The organism is Rahnella rivi (genome assembly GCF_019049655.1).
GTDB lineage: Bacteria > Pseudomonadota > Gammaproteobacteria > Enterobacterales > Enterobacteriaceae > Rahnella > Rahnella rivi.
Window position 1 is genome coordinate 86,726 of the sequence record NZ_JAFMOX010000055.1, and the last position, 23,565, is coordinate 110,290.

Genomic DNA, 23,565 nt, shown 5'->3' on the forward strand with positions numbered 1-23,565 from the left:
TAATGACCATCGCGTATAAAAAATTGCACGACACCTTCGCCCGTTTATCCCGTTTCGGCCATTTATCTGCGATTGCCGGTTGGGATGCAGCGGCCATGATGCCGCCCCAGGGCGGGCAGGCGCGTTCAGAAGCGCTGGCGGAACTGAGCGTGCTGACACATCAGATCCTGACCGCAAAGCAGGTCGGTGAATGGCTGGTGCAGGCGGGTGGCGAGCAACTCAATGACGTTGAGCAGGCTAACCTGCGCGAAATGCGTCGCCAGTATCAGCAGGCGGCCCTGCTGCCGGAAAGCCTGGTGCAGGCAAAATCACTGGCCGGTGCCCGCTGCGAGCAGGCATGGCGCATACAGCGTAAATCCAACGACTGGGAAGGTTTCTCTGAGAACCTGAAAGAAGTGGTGAAACTGAGTCGTCAGGAAGCGCAGTTCCGAGCCGAAGCCGCCGGGATCAGCCGCTATGACGCCCTGCTCGATTTATATGAACCGGGCATGACATCGCAAAAGCTCGATACTCTGTTTGGTGATCTGAAGACATGGTTGCCGGATCTGTTGCAGACCGTGGTGGAAAAACAGAAATCAGAAAGCCGTATCACACCGCAGGGGCCGTTTGATATCGAGAAGCAGCGCCAGCTCGGCCTGAAAGTGATGGATCGTCTCGGTTTTAATTTCGACGCCGGTCGTCTTGACGTCAGCGCCCACCCGTTCTGCGGCGGCGTGCCTCAGGATGTGCGCATCACCACGCGCTATAACCAGGACGAGTTCCTCAGTGCCATGATGGGCGTGATCCACGAAACCGGTCATGCGCGTTATGAGCAAAACTTGCCAAAAGAGTGGCTCGGCCAGCCGGTATCCAATGCGCGTTCGATGGGCGTTCACGAATCCCAAAGCCTGTTGTTTGAAATGCAACTCGGTTGCAGCGAACCATTCCTGAAATCCGTGTATCCGCTGGTTATCGAGCAGTTCGGCGAGCGTCCGGGTCTGGATGAACGCAACTTCATGACGCTGAACCAGCGCGTCCAGCCAGGCTTTATCCGTGTGGATGCTGACGAACTGAGTTATCCGGCACACGTGATCCTGCGCTACGAGATCGAAAAAGCGCTGATGGAAGGCGACATTGAAGTCGATGATATTCCAGCCTTGTGGAACAGCAAGATGAAGGAGTATCTGGGCATCGATACCGTCGGCAATTACCGCGACGGTTGTATGCAGGACATCCACTGGACCGACGGCGGTTTCGGCTACTTCCCGACGTACACGCTGGGCGCAATGTACGCCGCGCAACTGTTCCAGACCGCCAACACCGCCATTCCCACCTTGCAGGCTGACATCGCACGCGGCGACCTGACGGCGCTGTTCCAGTGGTTGCAGCAAAATATCTGGCAGCACGGCAGCCGTTTTACCACTGACCAGCTGATGACCAATGCCACCGGCGAAACCCTGAATCCGGCATTCTTCCGGGCGCATCTGGAGAGCAGATACCTGTAAGTATTGGGTGGGGATCCACTTTAACTTCAAGTTCAAGGTCGTGGGCGTCGGCCCACACCGACTTGGGGGGCGGCATATCGCCGCCCCCAAGACCCCCCGGGCTCTTTCACTGCGCGCTGCCGCTCGCGGGCTATATTCCAGCGGCTCCGGCTATTGCCGCAAAATCCCGCCGCTGCGCGGTGCCCTCCGCTCGGGTTACAACCCGCGCAAACAGACGCGCGGTTTTCCACCACTCCCTCCAGCGTGATTTTTGAGCGCGGCCACTGGCATTTCAAAATCAAAGGAAATGTGTTTGGTTCTGATTTTCTCTTCCCACATCGCAGGGGGAGGAGAAAAACCTTCGTTTTACATAGCCTTTGGCCGCGCTCAAAACGACGTCGAATGAACGGTGAGAAACCGCGAGTTTTTTCCGAGCGGGTTCGAACCTGAAATGAGAGTACCGCGAAGCGGCGGCGTTTGCGGCAATAGCCGGAGTTTCTGAAACATAGCCCGCGAGCGACAGCGCGCAGTTAAAAAAACGCAGGATTGTTAAGGGGCGCGTTTACGCCCCTTAACCCGGTGTGGGCCGGCGCCCACGACCTTGAACTTGACCTTAACCTAAAACCCCCACCGCCACCCCCACTAACTCCTTGATTTTATTAATCAGCCCCTCTGTACATTCCGTTACACGCCGATACCAATCACTCACGGAAAACATGATCCCTTACGCCTATTATTCTTTCACCGGCCCCGCAGTGGGGTGGACACTTAAACAAAAATTCTGAGGAATTAAAGATGAAAAAAGTATTAGCTCTGGTTGTTGCCGCTGCAATGGGTCTGTCTTCTGTCGCTTTTGCTGCTGAAACTACAGCAACACCTGCACCTGCTGCTTCAACTACAACAGCAGCTCCGGCACCTGCTACCAAGCACGTTGCTAAACACAAAACTCACAAGAAAGTAGCCCAGAAAGCGCAGGCTGCTAAAAAACACAAAAAACACGCTAAGAAAGCAGCACCAGTGGCTCAGAAAGCGCAGGCCGCTAAAAAACACGTGAAACACGCTAAGAAAGCAGCGCCAGTTGCTCAGAAAGCACAGGCCGCTAAAAAACACGTGAAACACGCTAAAAAAGCAGCGCCGGTTGCTCAGAAAGCGCAGGCTGCTAAAAAACACGTAAAACATGCTAAGAAAGCCGCTCCTGCTGCAAAAGCAACACCAGCTGCATAAGATGTACTAAGAAGTCTTTGTGAGCGTATCCACTCACCATTATCAAGACTGAAGAGTTAACACCCGGTTCGCCGGGTGTTTTTTTCTCCGGTTTCTATCTTGAGGTACTGATGGAAGATGCTGCGCCGCTACCTGTTCGAAATCACCCTGTGCTCTCTGATCCTCTGCGGTCTGATCACCTTGTTCTTCTACTTCTGAAGTGTTTATACCCGCGAAGATGACGCTCGTTATCTGCTCAAAAGATTGAATTATCATACAAAAATAGCCACCATCAATGATAACCGTCTATAATCGTTCAATAATAACGGGTTCTTGGGTTCTCCCTGTTTTCAAGGTCAGAATGTTATGCGCATCGCGTTACCGCTGTTTTTGTGCTTTTTCTGTTTTACCGCCAGTTCCCTTGTCCATGCAGACTCCCCGGATGATGCAGACGATGACGCACCTGCTATCTCTGTTAAAGAAAAAACTGCCCTGTTCTTTGGTCATGACCAGCGCCAGCCTGTGGCTGCCTCGTCGCACTGGCCCTGGCAGGCTATCGGACAGATAGAAACCGCCAGCGGTAATTTATGTACCGCGACCCTGATTTCAAAACACCTGGTGTTGACCGCCGGCCATTGCGTTCTCGCGCCTCCGGGCAACATCGATAAAGTCGTCGCCCTGCGCTTTATTTCCCATAATCAGAAATGGCGTTATCAGATCACCGCGTTGCAAACGCTGGTGGATCCTAAACTGGGTAAGAAACTCAAAGCCGATGGCGAAGGCTGGATTGTGCCACCGAAAGCGGCACCTTTTGATTTTGCGTTGATTCGCCTGACTGACGAGAAGCTGGCGTTGCCGATCAAGCCCCTGCCGTTATGGAGTGGATCGCGCGACGATCTGACCGCCCTGCTTAAACAGGAAGGCCGGAAAGTGACGCAGGCAGGGTATCCGGAAGATCATCTGGATGATTTGTACGTCCATCAGGATTGTCAGGTCACCGGATGGGCGCAGCCAGGCGTGTTGTCGCACCGCTGTGACACGCTTCCGGGTGACAGCGGTTCGCCGTTATTGATAAAAAATGCCGACGGCTGGTCACTGGTGGCGATCCAAAGCTCGGCGCCCGCCGCGCAGGACCGCTATCTGGCCGATAACCGCGCACTGGCCGTTCCCGCCATCCGCGATGCCCTGAGCACGCTCTCTTCCGGGGTGATCAGCGCGAGCACAACGCCAGCGCCATAAGCCATACGCTCAGCGGAAATAAAAAAGCCGCCGGTTGTTCAACAGACAACCGGCGGCTTTTTATTGCACACGAAAATGAATTACACCAGTTGCTCCATGGTCTGCAAAATCCGTTTATCTGAGATCGGATACGGTGTGCCAAGTTGCTGCGCAAAATAGCTGACGCGCAGTTCCTCTATCATCCAGCGCACTTCCTTCACGTCTTCACTCTGCTGGCGTACCGGCGGCAATTTATTCAGCCACTGCTGCCACTGTTTCTCAATACTCTCGACTTTCAGCATCTGCGCCCGGTCACGGTGCGGATCCATCGCCAGTTTGTCCATCCGCCGCTCGATAGCATTGAGATAACGCAGGGTATCCGGCAGACGTTTCCAGCCGTTTTGCGTCACGAAACCACGGTAAATCAGGCCGGACATCTGCGCTTTGATATCTGAAAGCGCCAGCGCCAGGCTGATATCAATACGACCTTTCAGCCGTTTATTGATGTTGAAAACCGTCGTCAGGATCTGCTCGACCTGAATGGCAATCTGCACCACGGCTTCATTCAGGTTAGCGCGAACGTGCTCGTGTAATTTGGCGAAATCCTCTTCGCGCCACACCAGCCCGCCGGACTCAGCGATCAGTTTGTCGATGCCGCAGGAAATGCAGTCGTCGATCAGATCCAGCACTTTGCCGTACGGGTTGAAATACAGCCCCAGCTTGGCTTTATTCGGCAACTTATCGTGCAGATATTTGATGGGGGAAGGAATATTCAGCAGCAGCAGGCGACGCATTCCGCCCCACATTGCCTGTTGCTGTTCCAGTTCGCTGTCAAATAATCGGATGGCGATACTGTCTTTTTCATCAACTATCGCCGGGTAGGCTTTCACCTCATACCCGCCGCGCTTCTGTTCGTAACGCTCGGGCAGCGTGCCAAAACTCCAGACATGCAAGTCACGCTGTTCGATACCGTCGTCGGCGACGGCGGAAAGTGTCTGCTGCACCTGCTCTTTCAGGCCGGCTTTCAGCGCCGTCAGGTCTTTGCTTTCACGCAGTGTTTTGTTTTTGTCATCAACAATGCGGAACGTCATCTTAAGATGATCGGGCACCTGATCCAGCTGCCAGTCTTCACGTGACAACGTCACTCCACTCATCTTACGCAGCTCTTTTTCCATCGCATCCAGCAGCGGCATTTCAAAAGGTTTGATGCGCCCCATCAGGGCATCCGCGTAGTTTGGCGCAGGAACAAAGTTACGGCGTAACGGCTTCGGTAATGACTTGATCAGTGCCATAATAAGCTCCCGGCGAATGCCGGGGATCTGCCAGTCAAAGCCCTGTTCGCTGACCTGATTAAGCAACGGCAGCGGGATATGCACCGTGACCCCGTCGGCATCGGTGCCCGGCTCAAACTGATAAGTGACGCGCAGTTTGATGTTGCCCTGATGCCAGAAGTTCGGGTAATCATGGGCGCTGATATTGCCTGCGCCCTCTTTGATCAGCATGCTTTTTTCGAAGTTGAGGCTGTCCTGCGGCTGTGTTTTCCACCAGGTATCAAAATGCCGCCCTGAAACCACTTCCATGCCAATACGCTGTTCGTAGAACAGGAACAACGTCTCTTCATCCACCAGAATATCGCGGCGGCGGGATTTGTGTTCCAGCTCTTCGACCTCAGAACGCAGACGCAGGTTGGCGCGGAAGAACGCGTGACGCGTCTGCCAGTCGCCTTCCACCAGGGCATGGCGGATAAACAGTTCGCGCGACACCACGGGATCGATGGTGCCGTAATTGACGCTGCGCGCCGCCACAATCGGCAGGCCGTACAGCGTCACTTTCTCCGTCGCCATCACCGCGCCCTGGGCTTTTTCCCAATGCGGTTCGCTGTAACTGCTCTTCGCCAGATGCTTCGCCAGCGGCTCAATCCATTCCGGTTCGATACGTGCAGCAATGCGCCCCCACAGGCGGCTGGTTTCCACCAGTTCGGCGACCATCACCCATTTTGGCGGCTTCTTGAACAAACCGGAGCCAGGGAACACCGCAAAGCGGGCGTTGCGCGCACCGGTATACTCTTGTTTATCCACATCTTTCTGGCCGATATGTGACAGCAAACCGGTCAGCAGCGAACAGTGGATTTCGCGATACTCAGCCGGTTCGCTGTTCACCGGCAGCCCGAGCTCTTTCACCACCTGACGCAGCTGGGTGTAGATGTCCTGCCACTCGCGTACGCGCAAATAGTTCAGAAAATCGCTGCGGCACAGCTTACGGAACTGTGCCGAGGTCAGCTCTTTTTGCTGCACTTTCAGGTGATCCCACAAATTGACGAACGCCTGGAAATCAGAGTCTTTATCGGCAAAGCGGCGATGTTTCTCATCGGACGCCTGCTGTTTGTCCATCGGGCGCTCACGCGGATCCTGAATCGACAGCGCCGAGGTGATGATCATCACTTCGCGCACGCAGCCGTTTTTCTGCGCTTCCAGTACCATGCGCGCCAGACGCGGATCCACCGGCAACTGCGCCAGCTGACGACCGAGCGGGGTCAGGGTGTAACGGCCATCGACGGCATTATTGATGGCGTTCAGCTCTTCCAGCAGACGCACGCCGTCCTGAATATTGCGCTTATCCGGCGCTTCGACGAACGGGAATGCGGCGATATCGCCCAGCCCGAGCGAGGTCATTTGTAAAATAACGGACGCCAGATTGGTGCGCAGAATTTCGGGGTCGGTAAATTCAGGGCGCGACAGGAAATCCATCTCAGAATAGAGACGGATACAAATCCCTTCAGAGACACGGCCACAGCGGCCTTTACGCTGGTTGGCGGAGGCCTGTGAGACGGGTTCAATCGGCAGGCGCTGCACTTTGGTGCGGAAACTGTAGCGGCTGATACGCGCAGTGCCGGGGTCAATCACATACTTGATGCCGGGCACGGTCAGCGAGGTTTCGGCGACGTTGGTTGCCAGCACGATGCGCCGGCCCGTGTGCGACTGGAAAACGCGGTTCTGCTCGCTGTTCGACAGCCGCGCATACAGCGGCAAAATCTCAGTGTGCGGTAAATCCAGCCGGTTAAGCGCATCAGCGGTATCACGGATTTCACGCTCACCGCTCATGAAAATCAGGATGTCGCCCATGCTTTCGCGGCCAAGCTCATCAACGGCGTCAAAAATCGCCTGCAGCTGATCGCGGTCCACATCGTCAGCGTCATCGACAATCGGCCGGTAACGCACGTCAACCGGATAGGTACGGCCTGACACTTCAATGATCGGCGCGTTGTTAAAATGACGTGAGAAGCGCTGCGGATCGATGGTGGCCGAGGTAATGATGACTTTCAGATCCGGGCGTTTGGGCAACAACTGACGCAGATAACCGAGAATGAAATCGATGTTCAGGCTGCGCTCATGCGCTTCATCGATGATCAGCGTGTCGTATTGCATCAGCATGCGATCCTGCTGGATTTCGGCCAGCAGAATACCGTCAGTCATCAGTTTGACCAGCGTGTTGTCACCGACCTGATCGGTAAAGCGGACTTTATAGCCGACCGTGTTGCCAAGCGTGGTGTCCAGCTCATCGGCAATACGGTTCGCCACCGTACGCGCCGCCAGACGTCGCGGCTGGGTGTGGCCGATCACGCCTTTTATCCCGCGCCCAAGCTCCATGCAGATTTTTGGGATCTGCGTAGTTTTACCGGAACCGGTTTCCCCGGCAACGATCACCACCTGATGGTCGCGAATGGCGTTAAAGATATCGTCTTTTTTCTGACTGACCGGCAGATTTTGCGGATAGCTGATTTTTGGTCGTGATGCTTCGCGGGAGCTGACTTTTTTCAGGCTCTCAGTGATCGCGTTTTGGATTTCAGCACTTAATGCCTCGAGGGCTTCAGGCTTGTTGATCTTGTTGGCACCCTGCAAACGACGTTGCAGGCGTTGCCGGTCACGTAGCATCAGCCCGTCTAACTGCGCTGATAGTGCCGCGAGCGGTGATTTCACGTTCGGAATTCCTTGTTACATGTCTGCTGACGGGGATCAGAGATGCCGTCAACTGAATCTGAATGGGTGATGAGGAAGGGCCACGCCTTACCTGCCTGGCGCTATGTTAGCACAAGGTGTTGAACATGCTGAAAATCGGGCGAGGAATGTTCGGTTTCTGATTTATTCAAAAAAACTGATGATAGATCTCTAAATATTGCGCTATCACTGCATAAGCTTTCTGAATAAAGTAAGTTCCATTCCGGGTACGTTCTGGTTATAAAAACCTGCACCCTATGTATCACACAGTTAAGGAACTCTCTAATGAGCAAAGTACTCGTCCTGAAATCAAGCATTCTGGCTAACTTCTCTCAGTCAAACCAACTGGCTGATTATCTTGTTGCACAGTATCAGGCTGCGAACAGCGGTTCTACCGTGACAGTACGTGACCTGGCTGCGGACCCGATCCCGGTACTCGACGGTGAACTGGTTGGCGCGCTGCGTCCTTCCGATGCTCCGTTGTCACCACGTCAGGAAGAAGCACTGGCGCTGTCCAACACCCTGATCGACGAACTGCAGGCGCACGACGTGATCGTTATCGCTGCACCTATGTACAACTTCAACATTCCTACACAGCTGAAAACCTATTTCGACCTGGTAGCGCGTGCGGGCGTGACGTTCAAATACACCGAGAAAGGCCCTGAAGGCCTGGTGAAAGGCAAACGCGTTATCGTTCTGACCAGCCGTGGTGGCATCCATAAAGACACCCCGAGCGACCTGGTTGCCCCTTACCTGTCTCTGTTCCTGGGCTTCCTGGGCATGAGCGACGTAGAATTCGTTTACGCGGAAGGCATCGCATACGGCCCTGAAGTGGCGACCAAAGCGCAGACTGATGCGAAAGCCGCCATCGACGCCGCGATCAAAGAACTGGCTGCTGCTTAATTTTCACAATCAGGGCGCGGGCTACTCTCTTTAAAATCTGTGTCTGAAAACCCGCTCTGATGTTGTTGTGAAAACCCTCTTGCGCGCTTAATAGCGCGCTTTTTTATTTCCCTGCGCCATGAATGAATACGTCTGTTTTTACTTCTGCAACCACTTCCCGTTAATGCCGCGCACCCATTCGCCCTTTCCGGCTCTGGCGACCAGTTTTTGCCCGGCCAGTTTGGCGACATCGTCGGTGGTGACCTGATTATCCTGCGCGACTTGCTGATACTGCTGTTTGCGGGCGTCGTTGATGCGCGTCGCGAAGGCGATACTTTCCTGATCGTCTCTGACCGGCGCCAGATAGCCGGAAAGCGTTTCCCCCACCAGACCTTGCTGTTTCGCTTCGCTGAGTGTTAACGCGAACGCCTGACTGCACAGCAGTAAACCGCTGGTCAGCAGCATAAGGCTGAATCTTTTGATAAATGCCCTGGGCATATCGGCTCCTAAAACAGATCGTTCTGGTTTTTAAGCAGATTTTCGACGTCTTTATCCACTTTGATGTGGATCTCATGCTCAATCTTGACGTTCATATTGATGGTGATCGGCTCTTTTGGCGCAGCCAGTTCGATGCGGGGAACGCAGCCGCTGAGCATCATAACGCCCAGCACCACGCACGGGCCGACAAGTCGCTGTTTCATTGTACCTTCCTCACTGATTGATCCTTTTTCTGCCCGGCGTCTGCGGGGCTTTTCGACAGCGCATTCGCGGGTAAGGAAACCTGCTGTTGCAGCCATTCCTGAAGATTGTCGCCAAAGCGCAAACTGCGCCACAGCTGATAGATATTTTCCTGATGGGTGTAATTGAGCACGACTTCCCGTTTCTCTTTTTCACCGCCGTGCGTCGTGTCGGTATAATTTACGCCGTCGATTTTTGCGGCCATTGTCATTTCACCGAGATTATCGAGGCTGACCTGCGCCTCTGACCGGCTGATTTCCATATATCGCAGCAGGCCAATCACCATACCATTGGCGAAGTTGCCGCTGGCCATCGCATCGGCAAATTGCTGATCGAGACGCAGGGTCAGGCCGCCGTCATTTTTTATCCAGCCGTTATGAATAATCCATTTTGGATTGTCCACATACAGCGGTAACTCTCCGTAAATCATTCCTGACATCGCCAGCTGTTTGGGTTTCAGGGCGGTGAATAACTCACTGAGACTGATTTTTTCCAGTTTGAGCACGGCCGCATCGTGTTGCGGCATACGCAGCGCCGACAAACTCAGGTGCCCGCGCAGCGCGTCCACACCGAGATTGGAAAGCGTCAGCGGTTTGTCTTCACTCCACGGATAATGGCCCTGCAAATCCGCCGTAATATTATTCATCGTGATCAGGTTGTTGATTTCGCCGATGCGCAGCATCACCGGCTGTGTGACGCCCAGCTGCCAGACCGCATCCTGCAGGCGATACGGCAGACTGAAATCCAGCCCGCTCAGGTCGCCGTCTTTCAGCCACATGCCGCCGTTTTTCACCACCCAGTGACCGCCCGCAATGAAACCCTGACCGCGCGCGGCGGAAAATGCCGACTGCGCGTAGAAAGATCCTTCACGTAATTTGATGTCGAGATCCGGTGTCAGCAGCGTCTGAAACGCCGTGAGCTGTTGTTTCGGCCACCAGCCTTCTCCGCGCAGACGCTCACCGTCCCAGCGCCCGGACAGTCGGATCGGGCCAATCGGTTTGGCGTCAAGCGATCCGCGCAGGGTAAAGTGCGAGGGGGTATCGCCGCTGAGTTGCAGCGTCAGGGTTGCAGGCGGCAGATAACCGCCGTTGGTAAAGGCGATTTTCTTCGCCACCAGCCTGATGTCGCCTTTAAACACCGTAGGCTGATCCGGGTACTGTTTTCTGAAACGTTCAGGCACCGGACGTTGCCAGACAAACGGTTGTTCCAGCGTCAGGCGCGGCGCATCCACATCCACAATGCCGTAATGCAGCCGGGCAAACCCGGTCGACAAACTGTTTATGCGGATCACGTTGTCATGCCACTGGCCTTTTCCGGACATATCCCAGCGGCCGCTGAGCGGCGGCAGATGCCCGTTGCCCCAGTAATTGAAATCCCACTGCCCGGCATCCGGCCAGAACGCCTGCGATTTTCCGTTCAGATGCAAATCAAACTTGCCCCAGTAGCTGTGCTGCGCTTTGAGGATCGCCTGTAAGGGGCCGCTGACGCCTTGCGCAGAGACTTTCACACCGGCCAGCGGCCAGCGGGCATCGGTAATGGTCAGTTCAGGCACAGGTTTACCCCAGGCCCGTAACAGGGAACCGCTGCGCAATAACAGCGTCGGGTTGAGCACCGAGCCGCTGAGCACGCCAGGCAGTGACGCGCTCAGCGAGGTCGCCTGCAAATTCGCCTGACCGGTCAGCCGGAAATCAAGATTGCTGTCGAGCAGCCCGATACGGCCCGGCCCCATCGTCAGCACCACGTTGGCTTTGCCATTGTGACCCTGAGTCAGCACGTTCAGGCGCGCGGTGATGTTGGTTTGATCAAAGGTCTGCGTCCAGTCGCTGAGCGTCAGGTTGATGCCGCCCGCCAGCGGTTGCAGGGCGTACGGCCAGCGCCATTGTCCCTGAGTGATGTTCAGCTCTTTGTCATTGAGCTTCCACGGTAATCTCGCCAGTGGCGACTCGCTGCCTTTTTCAGTCAGCGTCAGTACGCCTTCGGTGGCCTGCCAGCTCAGCTGAATATCCAGCGGATTGGGCACCTGGGCGGTGCGCATTTCCGCGTGCAGTTCACCGGATTCAGGCAGCCTGTCGAAGGTGGCGGGAAGCAGCAGTTTTCCGCTCAGGGTGATGGGCTGATCGCTGCCCGGCGGTGTCAGGCTGAAGGTGTGGATCGCCAGTGTAAGGTTGCCGTCGAGGATTGCATCCAGCGTCAGCGATTCGCCGTTAAAGGAAAGGTGCTGCACGCCGCCGGTATTATCGAGCTGTAATTTCCCGGCATAGCGCTGCCACGGCGTGACAGAGAAATGCGCAATATTGACCCGCCCTGCGGGAAGCACACTCTGGATGTCGGCCAGCGATAAGGTGGACTGGCCGTCACTGGCGGGCAGCTTCGTCAGGCAGGCGGTGTCAACGGTGAGGGTGTCCAGATCCAGCGCCCAGCGCCCGGTCTTTTTGCTCAGGCGCGCATCTTTTGCGCTGGCAAGCACGCAATCACCGGCGGCATAGCGCAGCCCCGGCAGTTGCAGGCTGCCGCCCGACCAGTGCGGGGAACCGTTCAGCGAGAGCTGTGTTCCCGCGGGCAGCCAGTGGCTGGCGAGAGGCGGCAGCCAGCGCGGCACGGTTTTCCATAACACCCAAATAAGCAGGACAAGAATCACCACTATACTCAGGATCACGTGTACGCTTTTCTTAAGTCCGTTCCGCATGACTTGCCTTGTTCTTCGCTAAATGTGTAACTGCCCGCAAGATAACATAATTAGCGTAACAACTGATGGTTGAAAAACCAGTGCCCTGAGCCTGAATAGCACAGGATAAATTGTCTGCCATCCCGCGCTCTGTTACTTTGGTCGTATTGCGCGAATTGTTTCCAAAACGTTTTATTCCTTAGAAAACATAAGGAAACAACATCGCCACAGATTCAAACTCACTGCGGAGAAACACCATGAAAGTGGCTGTCTACAGTACTAAAAATTATGACCGGAAATATCTGGAACTGGTGAATCAGCATTATGGCTATGAACTTGAGTTCTTCGATTTTCTGCTGACCCCGCAAACGGCGAAAACCGCTATCGGCGCAGATGCCGTGTGCATTTTCGTGAATGATGACGGATCGCGTGATGTGTTACAGGAGCTGGCGACCCTTGGGGTGAAAACGCTGGCGCTTCGCTGTGCGGGCTTTAACAATGTCGATCTGGACGCCGCCCGGGAGCTGGGCATTGACGTTGTGCGCGTTCCGGCTTACTCACCGGAAGCCGTCGCCGAGCACGCGGTCGGCATGATGCTGTGTCTCAACCGTCACATTCACCGCGCCTATCAGCGTACCCGTGAAGCCAACTTCTCACTGGAAGGGCTGATCGGTTTTAACATGTATCAGCGTACCGCCGGGATCATCGGCACCGGTAAAATCGGCGTGGCGACCATGCGGATCCTGAAAGGGTTTGGTATGCGTATTCTGGCCTACGATCCGTTCCCGAGCCCGCTGGCGCTGGAACTTGGCGCAGAATATGTCGATCTGGACACCCTGTACGCCGAGTCTGACGTGATTTCCCTGCACTGCCCGCTGACGCCGGAAAACCACCATCTGCTGAATGCGCAATCTTTCGCCAAAATGAAAGATGGCGTGATGATCGTCAATACCAGCCGTGGCGCACTGCTTGATGCCACCGCCGCCATTGATGCGCTGAAAAAGCAGAAAATCGGCGCACTGGGGATGGACGTGTACGAAAACGAACGCGATCTGTTCTTCGAGGACAACTCCAACGAAGTCATTCTCGACGACGTCTTCCGCCGCCTCTCTTCCTGCCACAACGTGCTGTTCACCGGACATCAGGCATTCCTGACCAGTGACGCGCTGACCAGCATTTCAGAAACCACGCTGATGAATATTGATCAGCTGGGGAAAGGCGTGGCCTGTCCAAATCTGCTGACGGCGTAACTACTGCGCGAAACGGTTTGTGCAAAATCAGGCTCACTGCGGTGAGCCTTTTTTTTGGGTCATCCGGCAGAACCTGCCCTTAAAAACTCAGCACCCGGCTGACTTCAGGCCCGTAGCCGGTGATCGTCAGGACATCACCGTCCAGCGTGACACTGGCAAACGGCAAACGGTTTTCGCCATCCACCATGCCTTTCAGGGTGATGAAGTCGGTGTTTTCGATCCGGTCGTAACCCCCGCGATGATCGTGCCCGGCAAAGAAGGCGCGCACCTGATAGCGGCACAGCAGTTCCACCAGCGTTTCACAATTCCACAGATTATGGCTGTTCACCGGCGTCAGCGGGTAATGCCCGAACACCAGCACCGTTTCGCCCTGCGCTTTCGCCTGTTTCAGGTGTTCTTCGATCCACGCCAGCTGTTTGCGCCCTACCGCACCGTTCCACGGCTGCGCCTGCGATTGCTGGCATTCGGTCAGTTCATCGAGCATAAATTCTGCCAGCTGATGATCGTCGCCGTTGGCGTGATTGCAGTACAGACTGACGTCGTTGCCATCGGTCACCAGAAAGCGGTAACCCGGCAACGTGAACGCGTAGTAGCTTTTCGGCAGGCCGAGCGCCGGTGTCTGCGCGCCCAGATGTTGTGAAATCACCTGCGCATCATGATTGCCGATCAGCGCCGCATGCGGATGGCGCAGTGCGGCGTAGGTGTTCAGCACAGGTTCGAAACTGCACCAGTCGCGATCGACCAGATCGCCCAGCGTGACCACGAAATCCAGCTTCAGATCATTGAGCTCGGTGATCGCGGTGGCCAGTTTATTCAGGCTGTTGCGGTAATAACGATCCTTTTCTGTCACGGCGTCGGCATATTGCGGGTCGGCAATCAGCCCGAAACGCAGGCGCTGACCGGAGACGCTGGCATCATGCATCTTCGGTGTCTGATAGAGCGCGCTGACCTTACCCAGCGCCTGTTCCTGCTCCGGGGACAACGACGGAGAAGTGAGAATATCGGTCATAAGAAACTCCTGTCGGGCGAATTAACGGATGCCCGCCCGCATAAAGGATTGAACGAACTGACGTTGAAACACCAGGAACAACACCAGCAGCGGCAGCACGGTCATCAGCGTCGCGGCGCTGATCAGCGCCCACTGCACGCCCTGTTCCGGCGCGGAGAAAAGCTGCAAGCCCACGGTGATTGGCCGGACCTTCACCGAATCAGTGATGACCAGCGGCCAGAGGAAGTCGTTCCAGTGAAAGCTTATCGACACCAGAGCAAACGCCACATAAATCGGCTTCGCCAGCGGAATGTAGATTTTGCGCAGAATGTAAAACCGGCTGGCGCCTTCCACAATCGCCGCCTCTTCCAGCACCAGCGGAATGCTTTTGAAGGTCTGACGCAGCATGAAAATGGCAAACGCCGAGGCAAAATACGGTAAGGCAATCCCCAGCAGGCTGTCGCGCAATCCCAGCGCGCTGATGGTTTTATAGTTATTCAGGATCAGAACGTCGGGGCTTATCATCAGCTGCAATAAAATCAGCGCAAAAATAAGCCCGCCGCCTTTCATTTTGAACCGCACCAGCGCGTAGGCCGCCAGCGTGGCCAGCACCATCTGGCAGACCACAATCATCAGTACCAGTAACGTGGTATTGAGAAAGTAGCGGGCAAACGGCGCGGCATGCCAGGCGTTGATAAAATTCTGCAACGTCAGCGGCGCAAACAGCGAGAAACTGCCCTGCTCGGACGCGGGATGAAGCGCGACCCAGATTGCCACCAGAATCGGCAAAAACCACAGTAAGGCCGCCAGCCAGGTGATCAGATTCAGGCCGTACTGGCCGAACGCGGTGTGACGCAGTGCATCAGGTTTCACTGATAATGTGCCCTTTTATCCATCAGGTTAAATTTGATCAGCGCAATGCTCGCCAGGATCACCAGCAGCACAACGGTCATCGCCGAGGCATACGGCAAATCCCAGTAACTGAAGGCGGTGCGGTAGATGTAAAACAGCAGCAAACTGGTGCTGTTGTTTGGCCCGCCGTTGGTCATGGCGATCACCTGATCGACAATACGGAACGCATTCATCGAGGCGTTGATCAAAATAAACAGCGTGGTGGGCATCAGCAGCGGCCACTGCACGCGACGAAAATAATACCCCCGCGACGCCCCTTCGATTTCAGCCGCCTCGGCAAGACGCGGATCGATTTGCTGCAACGCGGCGAGATAAAAAATCATGAAGAATCCCGCTTCACGCCATACCGAGACGGCCATCAGGCTGTACAGCGCGGTATCCGGCTGCCCGAGCCAGTTGACGGCGGGCAGAGAAAACAGCGCCAGCAGCTTGTTGAGCAACCCGAGCTGCGGCGTGTAGAAAAACAGCCACAAATTGGCGATCGCCACCATCGGCAGTAAAGAAGGAATGAAGAAGGCCGCACGGGTCACGGCGTTACCGCGCAGGCGGCGGTTAACCGCCAGCGCCATCAGCAGCGCCAGCACGACAGACAGTGGAATGGTGATCGCCGCGTACAGCAGGTTGTTACGCAGCGACAGCAGGAAAGTATCGTCGTCAAGCAAGGCGCGGTAGTTATCCAGCCCGACAAACTGCGCCGGATGCCCGTTGCGCGCGGCGCTGAACACGCTTTCCCACAGCGTTGCCAGCATCGGGTAATGGGTAAACATCAGCAAAAAGCCCAGTGCCGGTAACAGCAGCAGGTAGCCATAAACCTGTAAAGACAACCCGCGTGTGCGGGGTGCCGGTGCGACAGCGTGCAGAGTGCTCATGCCGTTCCTTACTGGTACGGTTTCAACAGACGGTCAGCCTGTTTTTGCGCAGAACTGAGCGCATCTGCCGGGGTTTTCGCCTGCGTCACGGCGGCTTCGATCGCATGGTTCATCAGTTCCTGGATCTGCACGCTGTTGTAGGTGGAAAGCTCAGGCTGGGAATATTTCAGCTGTTCACGGGCAACCAGCGCCTGTGGCACTTTTTTTACGTACTCCTGCATCACTGGTGTTTCCCACGCGGCAGGAGACGTCGCGACATAACCGGTCGCGATACTCCAGCGGGCAGCCTGTTCAGGCGCGGAGACCCAGCGGATAAACGCCATCGCCGCTTTCTGCTGTTCCGGCGTGGTATTTTTGAAGACGTACAGGTTACCGCCGCCGGTCGGGCTGCCGCGCCGGGTTTTCTCAGGCAGCATCGCCACGCCGAACGGGAATTTCGCGTTGTCGCGCACGGTAGTCAGGTTACCGGTGGTGGTGACCATCATCGCGGTTTTACCGTCGATAAAGTCCTGCGGCGTAGTGCCCCAGGCAATCGCGCCTTTAGGCGATACCGCGTCTTTCTGTGCCAGATCGGTCAGCCACTGTAAGGCTTCGACGTTAGCCGGCGTGTCGAAGGTGACCGCCGTGCCTTTGCCGTTATCAAGATGGCTGCCGTTAGTGGCGGCGATCCCCTGGAAGTTCCAGTAGCCGTTTGGCGTGGAAGGGATCTCGATGCCCCACTGTTTGACGTCGTTACCGTCGCGGATCACCAGTTTCTTGCCGAAATCCACCACCTGCTGCCAGTTGGCCGGTGGCGTGTCGCCGTTCAGACCGGCTTTCTCAAACGCCTGCTTGTTCCAGTACAACACCACGGTCGAACGCTGGAACGGAATGCTCCACACTTTGTCCTGAATGTGGCGGATAAACGCCGGATAGAAGCCGTCGATCCACTTTTTGCCCTCGGCGTCATTGGCCAGATCGCTGACCGGCAGGATCGCGCCCGCGTCAATCAGGGAATAGGCTTCGATATCACCGATCACCGCGATTTGCGGCGCATTGCCACCGCGAAACGCGGTCAGCGCTTTGGTGACGGTGGTGGCGTAATCACCGGTATATACCGGCTGAATGCTGATGTCCGGATGGGTTTTCTGGAAGTCTTCCACCAGGGTATCTACCGTATGGCTGATTTTGCCGCCAACGGCGATCGGGTAATACATTTGCAATTTAACCGGGTCAGCCGCAAATGCGGAGGTGCCGGTGATCAACAACAATGCAGTGGCAAGGCGTGAGAAACGATGAGCAGGTGACATGATTTTCCCTTTGGCATTTAACCGTGTTGTGAAGTCAAAAAATGAATAAAAACAAAAGGTACAAATTACACAGCGACTTTATTTTCTGAGGGTAAACAGGCACGTTCAGCGCGATAACAGCGCTTGCCGCCCGCCGTGAAGAAAAAATACTGTGCGCCGGTTGCCCATTGCAGCCCGACCGCCTGGCCTTCGGCAAAGCGGCGCATACCGGCGACTTTCACGGTCAGCGGCTCCGGGTATCCGGCCAGCGCGCACACCACCAGGGTGTCGGCCCCCATGTATTCGTGGCTGATGACCAGCGCGGTAAGACCGGCGTGCGCCGCGTCGGTCAGCTGAATATCTTCAGCCCGCAGCCCGAGACTGAGCGCCTCGTCCGGATGTTCCACCACCGGTACCGGCATGCTGGCGAGATAATGATGCGCACCGCGATGCACCAGCGGCAGGATATTCATCGGCGGCGCACCAATGAACTGCGCAGCGAAAATGCTGGTTGGGTTGTTATAGAGGTTGTCCGGCGTGTCGTGCTGCTCGATGCAGCCGTCATTAAGCAGAATGATTTTATCGGCCATGCTCATGGCTTCCGTCTGGTCATGGGTGACATAAACCATCGTCAGACCGAGCTTTTTCTGAATCGCGCGGATTTCGCGGCGCATGCTCTGGCGCAGTTTGGCGTCAAGATTGGACAGCGGTTCATCCATCAGGCAGAGCTTATTATTGGCGATGACCGCCCGCCCGAGCGCCACGCGCTGCTGCTGTCCGCCGGAAAGCTGCGACGGCAACCGGTCAAGCAGTTGATCCAACTCCATCAGTTTACCGACCTCAGCCAGACGGGCGGCGAAATGGCGCTTGTCTTCCCCCCGTGCCCGCAGGCCGAACAGCAGATTTTCGCGCACGCTCATGTGCGGGAAAAGCGCATAGGACTGAAAGACCATCGACAGTTTGCGCTGCGACGGCGAGAGCGCGGTGACATCCTCCTGACGGAAATAAATCGTCCCGCTGTCGGCAGACTCCAGCCCGGCGATAGTGCGCAGCATGGTGGATTTACCGCAGCCCGACGGCCCCAGTAACGCAATGAAATCGCCCTCTTCCACATCAAAACTGATGTCGTTAAGTGCGACCTTGTTTCCCCATGATTTCTGGATGTGATGGAGTGATAAATAGCTCATGCCCGTAATGCATCTCTGTGACCGAGGATGGGCATAACCTAGCGGGGTAAAATGACGGTTTTATGATGTGCAGATGACAGGGGGAATACGGGCAGAACGGGCGCAGTGGCTCTCCCAGGCCAATCTGGCCTTTAACATCCTTATTCATTCACGCTACAATAGAATTGAAAATTACGCATTATCCAGATGAATCTATTGCATCGGAGAATGTGAATGGAATATTTCTCAGGAGAGAAGATGAAAAAGGCACTGTTTATTCTGGCGACAGCCATCACACTGAGTGCATGCAGCATGGGTCAGGACACCACCGTGAAACAACACGATTTACAGCATCACCGGTTTGAACTGCTGAGCGTTGACGGGCAGACCGTTCCGGCGGCGCAGGGGCGTATTCCGGAGATCGAGTTTGGCGAGAAAATGCACGTTTCCGGCAAAATGTGTAATAACTTCTTCGGCCAGGGCGAGTTGCAAAACAACGTGCTGACCGTGAAAGGGCTGGCCTCCACCCGGATGCTGTGCAGCGACGAGAATCTGAACAAATGGGATCAGGTGATAGGTGATGTGCTCAGTCATGGCGCAGCAGTGACCTTGCAGGATCACAAAATGATCCTGACACAGGGCAAACATACGCTGATTTATCGCCTCAAAGACCGGATGTAATCCCGTTTGGGATCAGGTCTGAGCAACAAGTAACATCATGCCCCGGAAGCTCACCAAGGTCAGTGACTGGGGTAAAAGCTTAGCCTGCGGTACATTAGCCTGCGGTACATTAGCCTGCAGTACAACGGCCCTGCATCAACGCGCTTTCAGAGCACTGACGGCCATTCGCCATTGAACACATCCCGACGCGGCTGCCGTCAAGCTGAGGAGCCAGTCGCAATTGTCCGCCTGCCATAGAACAGGCAGCAAACGCCGGGCTGTCCATATTCACGGTGCGCTGGCCAACATTCACGCTGTTGCCTTTTTGTGGAACATCAGCCGACTCTTCGTGGCTGCTGCATGCGGATAACACCAGCACGCCGGTGGCCAGTAACACGCGAAACGCAGTGATCATCTGTCCTGCTCCTGAATAGTGCGATATAGCGGGGAATTATAGAACGGTCATCATATCCGACGTTTTTCGTCTGCGTCGAGCCTTCCGGCGAAAGAACATCAACTTTTTCCTAAAAATCGGGGTTTTGTTCATAAACAGAAACACTTTCGCTTCCCGCACGGCCCATTCATTCACCTGACTAATAAAAAACCTTGCACACAATCAGGATAAATTGATTATTCCGCCCTCTGCTAAGCTTTTATCATTCTTGCCGGTAAAACCGCATATTTACCGGCCTGTTTTGTGAGCAAGCAAAGGGTATTCCATGATCACCACTGACGGTAATAACGCAGTCGCTTCCGTGGCTTATCGCACTAACGAAGTCATTGCCATCTATCCGATCACGCCGAGTTCTACCATGGCCGAAATTGCCGGTGCCTGGTCAGGCGAAGGAAAGAAAAATTTGTGGGGCGATGTCCCGACGGTAATGGAAATGCAGTCCGAGGCCGGCGCGATTTCCACCGTCCACGGCGCGTTGCAGACCGGCGCATTATCGACCTCTTTCACCTCGTCGCAGGGTCTGTTGCTGATGATCCCGGTTCTGTACAAACTGGCCGGTCAGCTGACGCCGTTTGTATTGCACGTCGCCGCCCGTACCGTGGCGACGCACGCGCTGTCGATATTTGGCGATCACTCCGACGTTATGGCGGTACGCCAGACTGGCTGCGCCCTGCTCTCTGCCGCCAGTGTGCAGGAAGCCCAGGATTTCGCGCTGATTTCGCAGGTCGCCAGCCTCAACAGCCGCGTGCCGTTTATCCATTTCTTCGACGGTTTCCGCACCTCGCATGAAATCAATAAAATTGCCCCGCTGAGTGACGATACCCTCCAGCAGATGCTGCCGCAGGCGCAGATTGACGCCCACCGCGCCCGCGCACTTTCACCTGATCATCCGGTGATCCGTGGCACCTCCGCTAACCCGGACACGTATTTCCAGTCGCGTGAAGCCACCAATCCTTACTACAACGCCACCTGCCAGCATGTTATTGACGCAATGAATGCATTTGCCGCCCTCACCGGCCGCGAATATAAGCCGTTCGACTATGTCGGCGATCCGCAGGCCGAACGGGTGATCGTCCTTATGGGCTCCGGCATTGGCACCGCAGAAGAAGTGATCGAAACCCTGAATGCGCGGGGCGAGAAAGTCGGCGTGCTGAAAGTGCGTTTGTACCGCCCGTTCAGTGCCGGACATCTGTTGTCCGTGCTGCCGCAAACGGTGAAAAACATTGCGGTGCTCGATCGCACCAAAGAGCCGGGCTCGCTGGCCGAGCCGTTGTACCTGGACGTGATGACCGCGCTGGCCGAAGCCTATTCGCGTGGCGAACGTGATTCGCTGCCGAAAGTGATCGGTGGCCGTTACGGATTATCCTCGAAAGAGTTCGGCCCGGACTGCGTGATGTCAGTATTTCGCGAACTGTCGCTGAGCCAGCCGCGCCCGCGCTTTACTGTCGGCATTTATGACGACGTCACCGGGTTGTCCCTGCCGGTAACAGAAGAAGAGTTGCCGGAGCGCGCCTCTCTGGAAGCGTTGTTCTACGGGCTGGGCAGCGACGGCTCGGTGTCGGCGACCAAAAACAACATCAAAATCATCGGTAACAGCACGCCGATGTACGCGCAGGGTTACTTCGTTTACGACTCCAAAAAGGCCGGAGGCCTGACGGTGTCGCACTTGCGCGTCAGCCAATCTCCGATCAAGTCTGCCTATCTGGTGACGCAGGCGCATTTCGTGGCGTGTCATCAGTGGCAGTTTATCGATCTTTACCAGATGGCAGAGCGCCTGCGTCATGGCGGTATTTTCCTGTTGAATACGCCATTCAGCGCCGATGAAGTCTGGGCGCGGCTGCCGCTGGAAGTGCAGGCGACCCTGCATCAGCGTGAAGCCCGTTTCTACGTGATCAACGCCGCCAAAATTGCCCGGGAATGTAAACTCGGCGCACGCATTAATACCGTCATGCAGATGGCGTTCTTCCACCTGACGCAGATCCTGCCGGGTGACGAAGCGCTGAAAGAATTGCAGGGTGCAATCGCCCGCAGCTACAGCAGCAAAGGCGAAGACGTGGTGACCCGCAACTGGATGGCGCTCGGGGCAACGCTGGAAGAACTGGTTGCCGTGCCGTTGCAGCCCATTCCTGAAAACCCGCGCAAACGCCCGCCGATCGTCTCCGATGCCGCACCGGACTTTGTGAAAACGGTGACCGCCGCGATGCTGGCAGGTCTTGGCGATGCGCTGCCGGTTTCGGCGTTCCCGCCGGACGGCACCTGGCCAACCGGCACCACGCAGTGGGAAAAACGCAACATTGCCGAAGAAGTGCCGATCTGGAAACCGGATTTGTGTACCCAGTGCAACCACTGCGTCGCCGCCTGCCCGCATTCGGCGATCCGCGCCAAAGTGGTTCAGCCTGAATACCTGGACGCTGCGCCGTCTGCACTGCAATCGCTGGATGTGAAATCCCGCGATATGCGCGGCCAGAAATACGTGTTGCAGGTCGCACCGGAAGACTGCACCGGCTGTAATCTGTGCGTCGAAGTCTGCCCGGCGAAAGATCGTCAGGATCCGTCGATCAAAGCCATTAACATGGCGGATCGCATTGAGCATCTGGAGGAAGAACGCGAAAACTACGACTTCTTCCTCAAACTGCCGGAGATTGATCAAAGCACGCTGGAACGCATCGACATCCGCACGTCGCAGCTGATCACGCCGCTGTTTGAGTATTCCGGTGCCTGCTCCGGCTGTGGCGAAACGCCGTACATCAAACTGATTACCCAGCTGTATGGCGACCGCTTGCTGATCGCCAACGCCACCGGTTGTTCCTCGATTTACGGCGGTAACCTGCCGTCCACGCCTTACACCACCAACGCCGAAGGCCGTGGTCCGGCCTGGGCGAACTCGCTGTTTGAAGATAACGCCGAGTTCGGTCTGGGCTTCCGGCTGACGGTTGATCAGCACCGCCGCCGCGTGCTGCGCTTAGTCGCCTCGCTGGAGGAACATATTCCGGCGGACGTCTTAGGCGGCCTGCGCGATGACACTTCCACGCCGGAAGTGAAACGCGAACACGTCACGGCGCTGCGTAAAATTCTGGCAGACATCGACACGCCGGACGCACGGCAGCTGGCAACGGACGCCGATTATCTGGTGGATAAATCCATCTGGCTGATTGGCGGCGACGGCTGGGCGTATGACATTGGTTTCGGCGGGCTGGATCACGTGTTGAGCCTGACGGAAAACGTCAACGTGCTGGTGCTCGATACCCAGTGTTATTCCAACACCGGCGGACAGCAGTCGAAAGCCACCCCGCTCGGCGCGGTGACGAAATTCGCCGAACAGGGCAAACGCAAATCGCGTAAAGATCTGGGTGTCAGCATGATGATGTACGGCCATGTTTACGTCGCGCAGATTTCCCTCGGTGCGCAGCTCAACCAGACCGTCAAAGCCATTCAGGAAGCCGAAGCCTATCCGGGGCCGTCGCTGATTATCGCGTACAGCCCGTGCGAGGAACACGGCTATGATCTGGCACTCAGCCACGATCAGATGAAACAGCTGACCACCACCGGTTTCTGGCCGCTGTACCGCTTCGACCCGCGTCGTGTGGAAGAAGGGAAACCGGCGCTGGCGCTCGACTCAAGGCCACCATCCAGCGGGCTGACTGACACGCTCAATAACGAGCAGCGTTTCAGAAGGCTGAATGCACAGCAGCCGGAAGTCGCGGAAATGTTGTATGCCGCAGCGGAGAAAGAGTTGCAGCAGAAATATGATTTTCTGGCGATGCTGGCAGGGAAGAAAACGGAGTCTTAAGTCTCGCGGTAATAACCGGAGCCGCTGGTGGAATATAGCCCGCC

Annotated in this window: 18 protein-coding genes; 8 read left to right on the forward strand and 10 right to left on the reverse strand. The window is 55.9% G+C overall.

Annotation, left to right across the window (positions count from 1 at the left end; genetic code table 11):
• Nucleotides 1-2 precede the first annotated feature (2 nt).
• The 4 genes from J1779_RS09340 (at nt 3) to J1779_RS09350 (ending at nt 3,905) form a co-directional block, all read left to right on the forward strand.
• A complete protein-coding gene (locus J1779_RS09340; protein ID WP_217203630.1) occupies nt 3-1,484 on the forward strand; it encodes a carboxypeptidase M32 in 1,482 nt (493 codons plus the stop codon).
• Between the two features lie 774 nt (nt 1,485-2,258).
• On the forward strand, nt 2,259-2,687 hold the full coding sequence (gene asr / locus J1779_RS09345) for an acid resistance repetitive basic protein Asr (RefSeq protein ID WP_056770436.1): 429 nt from the start codon (nt 2,259-2,261) through the stop codon (nt 2,685-2,687).
• Between the two features lie 117 nt (nt 2,688-2,804).
• A complete protein-coding gene (ydgU, locus tag J1779_RS25830; RefSeq protein WP_455567028.1) occupies nt 2,805-2,885 on the forward strand; it encodes a small membrane protein YdgU in 81 nt (26 codons plus the stop codon).
• 147 nt (nt 2,886-3,032) lie between these two features.
• Nucleotides 3,033-3,905, forward strand: a complete 873-nt coding sequence (locus J1779_RS09350; RefSeq protein ID WP_217203631.1) for a trypsin-like serine peptidase — start codon at nt 3,033-3,035, stop codon at nt 3,903-3,905.
• An 80-nt stretch (nt 3,906-3,985) separates the two neighbouring features.
• Here the strand turns inward: J1779_RS09350 and hrpA are convergent, their stop codons facing one another.
• Entirely contained in the window at nt 3,986-7,861 is a 3,876-nt protein-coding gene (gene hrpA, locus J1779_RS09355) for an ATP-dependent RNA helicase HrpA (protein ID WP_183847184.1), read from the reverse strand.
• 303 nt (nt 7,862-8,164) lie between these two features.
• Here hrpA and J1779_RS09360 point away from each other — a divergent pair, with 303 nt between their 5' ends.
• A complete protein-coding gene (locus J1779_RS09360) occupies nt 8,165-8,782 on the forward strand; it encodes an FMN-dependent NADH-azoreductase (RefSeq protein ID WP_056770427.1) in 618 nt (205 codons plus the stop codon).
• A gap of 138 nt (nt 8,783-8,920) precedes the next feature.
• On the opposite strand, the gene J1779_RS09365 is transcribed toward J1779_RS09360, so the two are convergent.
• Genes J1779_RS09365 through J1779_RS09375 form a run of 3 tightly spaced genes read right to left on the reverse strand, consistent with a single transcriptional unit; the run spans nt 8,921 to nt 12,185 of the window.
• The gene (locus J1779_RS09365) at nt 8,921-9,259 is read right to left on the reverse strand and encodes a YdbL family probable chaperone protein (protein WP_235533375.1); all 339 of its coding nucleotides are present in this window, start codon (nt 9,257-9,259) and stop codon (nt 8,921-8,923) included.
• Between the two features lie 8 nt (nt 9,260-9,267).
• Nucleotides 9,268-9,462: a YnbE family lipoprotein gene (locus J1779_RS09370; RefSeq protein ID WP_122095252.1), complete on the reverse strand. Its 195-nt coding sequence runs from the start codon at nt 9,460-9,462 to the stop codon at nt 9,268-9,270.
• Entirely contained in the window at nt 9,459-12,185 is a 2,727-nt protein-coding gene (locus J1779_RS09375) for a YdbH family protein (protein WP_217203632.1), read from the reverse strand. The genes J1779_RS09370 and J1779_RS09375 overlap by 4 nt, the downstream gene beginning before the upstream one ends.
• 236 nt (nt 12,186-12,421) lie before the next feature.
• Between J1779_RS09375 and J1779_RS09380 the strand changes: the two genes are divergently transcribed.
• On the forward strand, nt 12,422-13,414 hold the full coding sequence (locus tag J1779_RS09380) for a 2-hydroxyacid dehydrogenase (protein WP_056770420.1): 993 nt from the start codon (nt 12,422-12,424) through the stop codon (nt 13,412-13,414).
• Nucleotides 13,415-13,493: 79 nt separating this feature from the next.
• Here the strand turns inward: J1779_RS09380 and J1779_RS09385 are convergent, their stop codons facing one another.
• The 5 genes from J1779_RS09385 to J1779_RS09405 all read right to left on the reverse strand — a co-directional run bounded on the left by J1779_RS09385 (nt 13,494) and on the right by J1779_RS09405 (nt 18,638).
• Entirely contained in the window at nt 13,494-14,423 is a 930-nt protein-coding gene (locus tag J1779_RS09385; RefSeq protein WP_056770417.1) for a metallophosphoesterase, read from the reverse strand.
• 21 nt (nt 14,424-14,444) lie between these two features.
• Nucleotides 14,445-15,260, reverse strand: a complete 816-nt coding sequence (locus J1779_RS09390; RefSeq protein WP_122095627.1) for a carbohydrate ABC transporter permease — start codon at nt 15,258-15,260, stop codon at nt 14,445-14,447.
• A gap of 11 nt (nt 15,261-15,271) precedes the next feature.
• On the reverse strand, nt 15,272-16,183 hold the full coding sequence (locus J1779_RS09395; protein WP_056770412.1) for a carbohydrate ABC transporter permease: 912 nt from the start codon (nt 16,181-16,183) through the stop codon (nt 15,272-15,274).
• Between the two features lie 8 nt (nt 16,184-16,191).
• Nucleotides 16,192-17,472 (reverse strand): ABC transporter substrate-binding protein, encoded by a 1,281-nt coding sequence (locus J1779_RS09400; RefSeq protein WP_183847191.1) that lies wholly within the window; start codon nt 17,470-17,472, stop codon nt 16,192-16,194.
• Nucleotides 17,473-17,537: 65 nt separating this feature from the next.
• Nucleotides 17,538-18,638, reverse strand: coding sequence for an ABC transporter ATP-binding protein (locus tag J1779_RS09405; protein ID WP_217203633.1), 1,101 nt, complete (start codon nt 18,636-18,638; stop codon nt 17,538-17,540).
• 237 nt (nt 18,639-18,875) lie between these two features.
• Here J1779_RS09405 and hslJ point away from each other — a divergent pair, with 237 nt between their 5' ends.
• Nucleotides 18,876-19,298 carry a heat shock protein HslJ gene (gene hslJ / locus J1779_RS09410; protein WP_056770403.1) on the forward strand — a complete coding sequence of 141 codons (423 nt, stop codon included), beginning with the start codon at nt 18,876-18,878 and terminating at the stop codon, nt 19,296-19,298.
• Between the two features lie 109 nt (nt 19,299-19,407).
• On the opposite strand, the gene J1779_RS09415 is transcribed toward hslJ, so the two are convergent.
• Entirely contained in the window at nt 19,408-19,692 is a 285-nt protein-coding gene (locus tag J1779_RS09415) for a putative hemolysin (RefSeq protein WP_056770399.1), read from the reverse strand.
• Between the two features lie 304 nt (nt 19,693-19,996).
• Between J1779_RS09415 and nifJ the strand changes: the two genes are divergently transcribed.
• Complete coding sequence (gene nifJ / locus J1779_RS09420; protein ID WP_217203634.1) at nt 19,997-23,521, forward strand: pyruvate:ferredoxin (flavodoxin) oxidoreductase; 3,525 nt, start codon at nt 19,997-19,999, stop codon at nt 23,519-23,521.
• Nucleotides 23,522-23,565 lie beyond the last annotated feature (44 nt).

Bases quoted from the DNA above. Each gene is read 5' to 3' on its own strand.
- hslJ (WP_056770403.1), top strand. From the start codon at position 18,876: ATGAAAAAGGCACTGTTTATTCTGGCGACAGCCATCACACTGAGTGCA.
- nifJ (WP_217203634.1), top strand. From the start codon at position 19,997: ATGATCACCACTGACGGTAATAACGCAGTCGCTTCCGTGGCTTATCGC.
- J1779_RS09405 (WP_217203633.1), bottom strand. From the start codon at position 18,638: ATGAGCTATTTATCACTCCATCACATCCAGAAATCATGGGGAAACAAG.
- J1779_RS09385 (WP_056770417.1), bottom strand. From the start codon at position 14,423: ATGACCGATATTCTCACTTCTCCGTCGTTGTCCCCGGAGCAGGAACAG.
- asr (WP_056770436.1), top strand. From the start codon at position 2,259: ATGAAAAAAGTATTAGCTCTGGTTGTTGCCGCTGCAATGGGTCTGTCT.
- ydgU (WP_455567028.1), top strand. From the start codon at position 2,805: ATGCTGCGCCGCTACCTGTTCGAAATCACCCTGTGCTCTCTGATCCTC.
- J1779_RS09370 (WP_122095252.1), bottom strand. From the start codon at position 9,462: ATGAAACAGCGACTTGTCGGCCCGTGCGTGGTGCTGGGCGTTATGATG.
- J1779_RS09350 (WP_217203631.1), top strand. From the start codon at position 3,033: ATGCGCATCGCGTTACCGCTGTTTTTGTGCTTTTTCTGTTTTACCGCC.
- J1779_RS09400 (WP_183847191.1), bottom strand. From the start codon at position 17,472: ATGTCACCTGCTCATCGTTTCTCACGCCTTGCCACTGCATTGTTGTTG.
- J1779_RS09380 (WP_056770420.1), top strand. From the start codon at position 12,422: ATGAAAGTGGCTGTCTACAGTACTAAAAATTATGACCGGAAATATCTG.
- J1779_RS09340 (WP_217203630.1), top strand. From the start codon at position 3: ATGACCATCGCGTATAAAAAATTGCACGACACCTTCGCCCGTTTATCC.
- J1779_RS09415 (WP_056770399.1), bottom strand. From the start codon at position 19,692: ATGATCACTGCGTTTCGCGTGTTACTGGCCACCGGCGTGCTGGTGTTA.
- J1779_RS09395 (WP_056770412.1), bottom strand. From the start codon at position 16,183: ATGAGCACTCTGCACGCTGTCGCACCGGCACCCCGCACACGCGGGTTG.
- J1779_RS09375 (WP_217203632.1), bottom strand. From the start codon at position 12,185: ATGCGGAACGGACTTAAGAAAAGCGTACACGTGATCCTGAGTATAGTG.
- J1779_RS09365 (WP_235533375.1), bottom strand. From the start codon at position 9,259: ATGCCCAGGGCATTTATCAAAAGATTCAGCCTTATGCTGCTGACCAGC.
- J1779_RS09360 (WP_056770427.1), top strand. From the start codon at position 8,165: ATGAGCAAAGTACTCGTCCTGAAATCAAGCATTCTGGCTAACTTCTCT.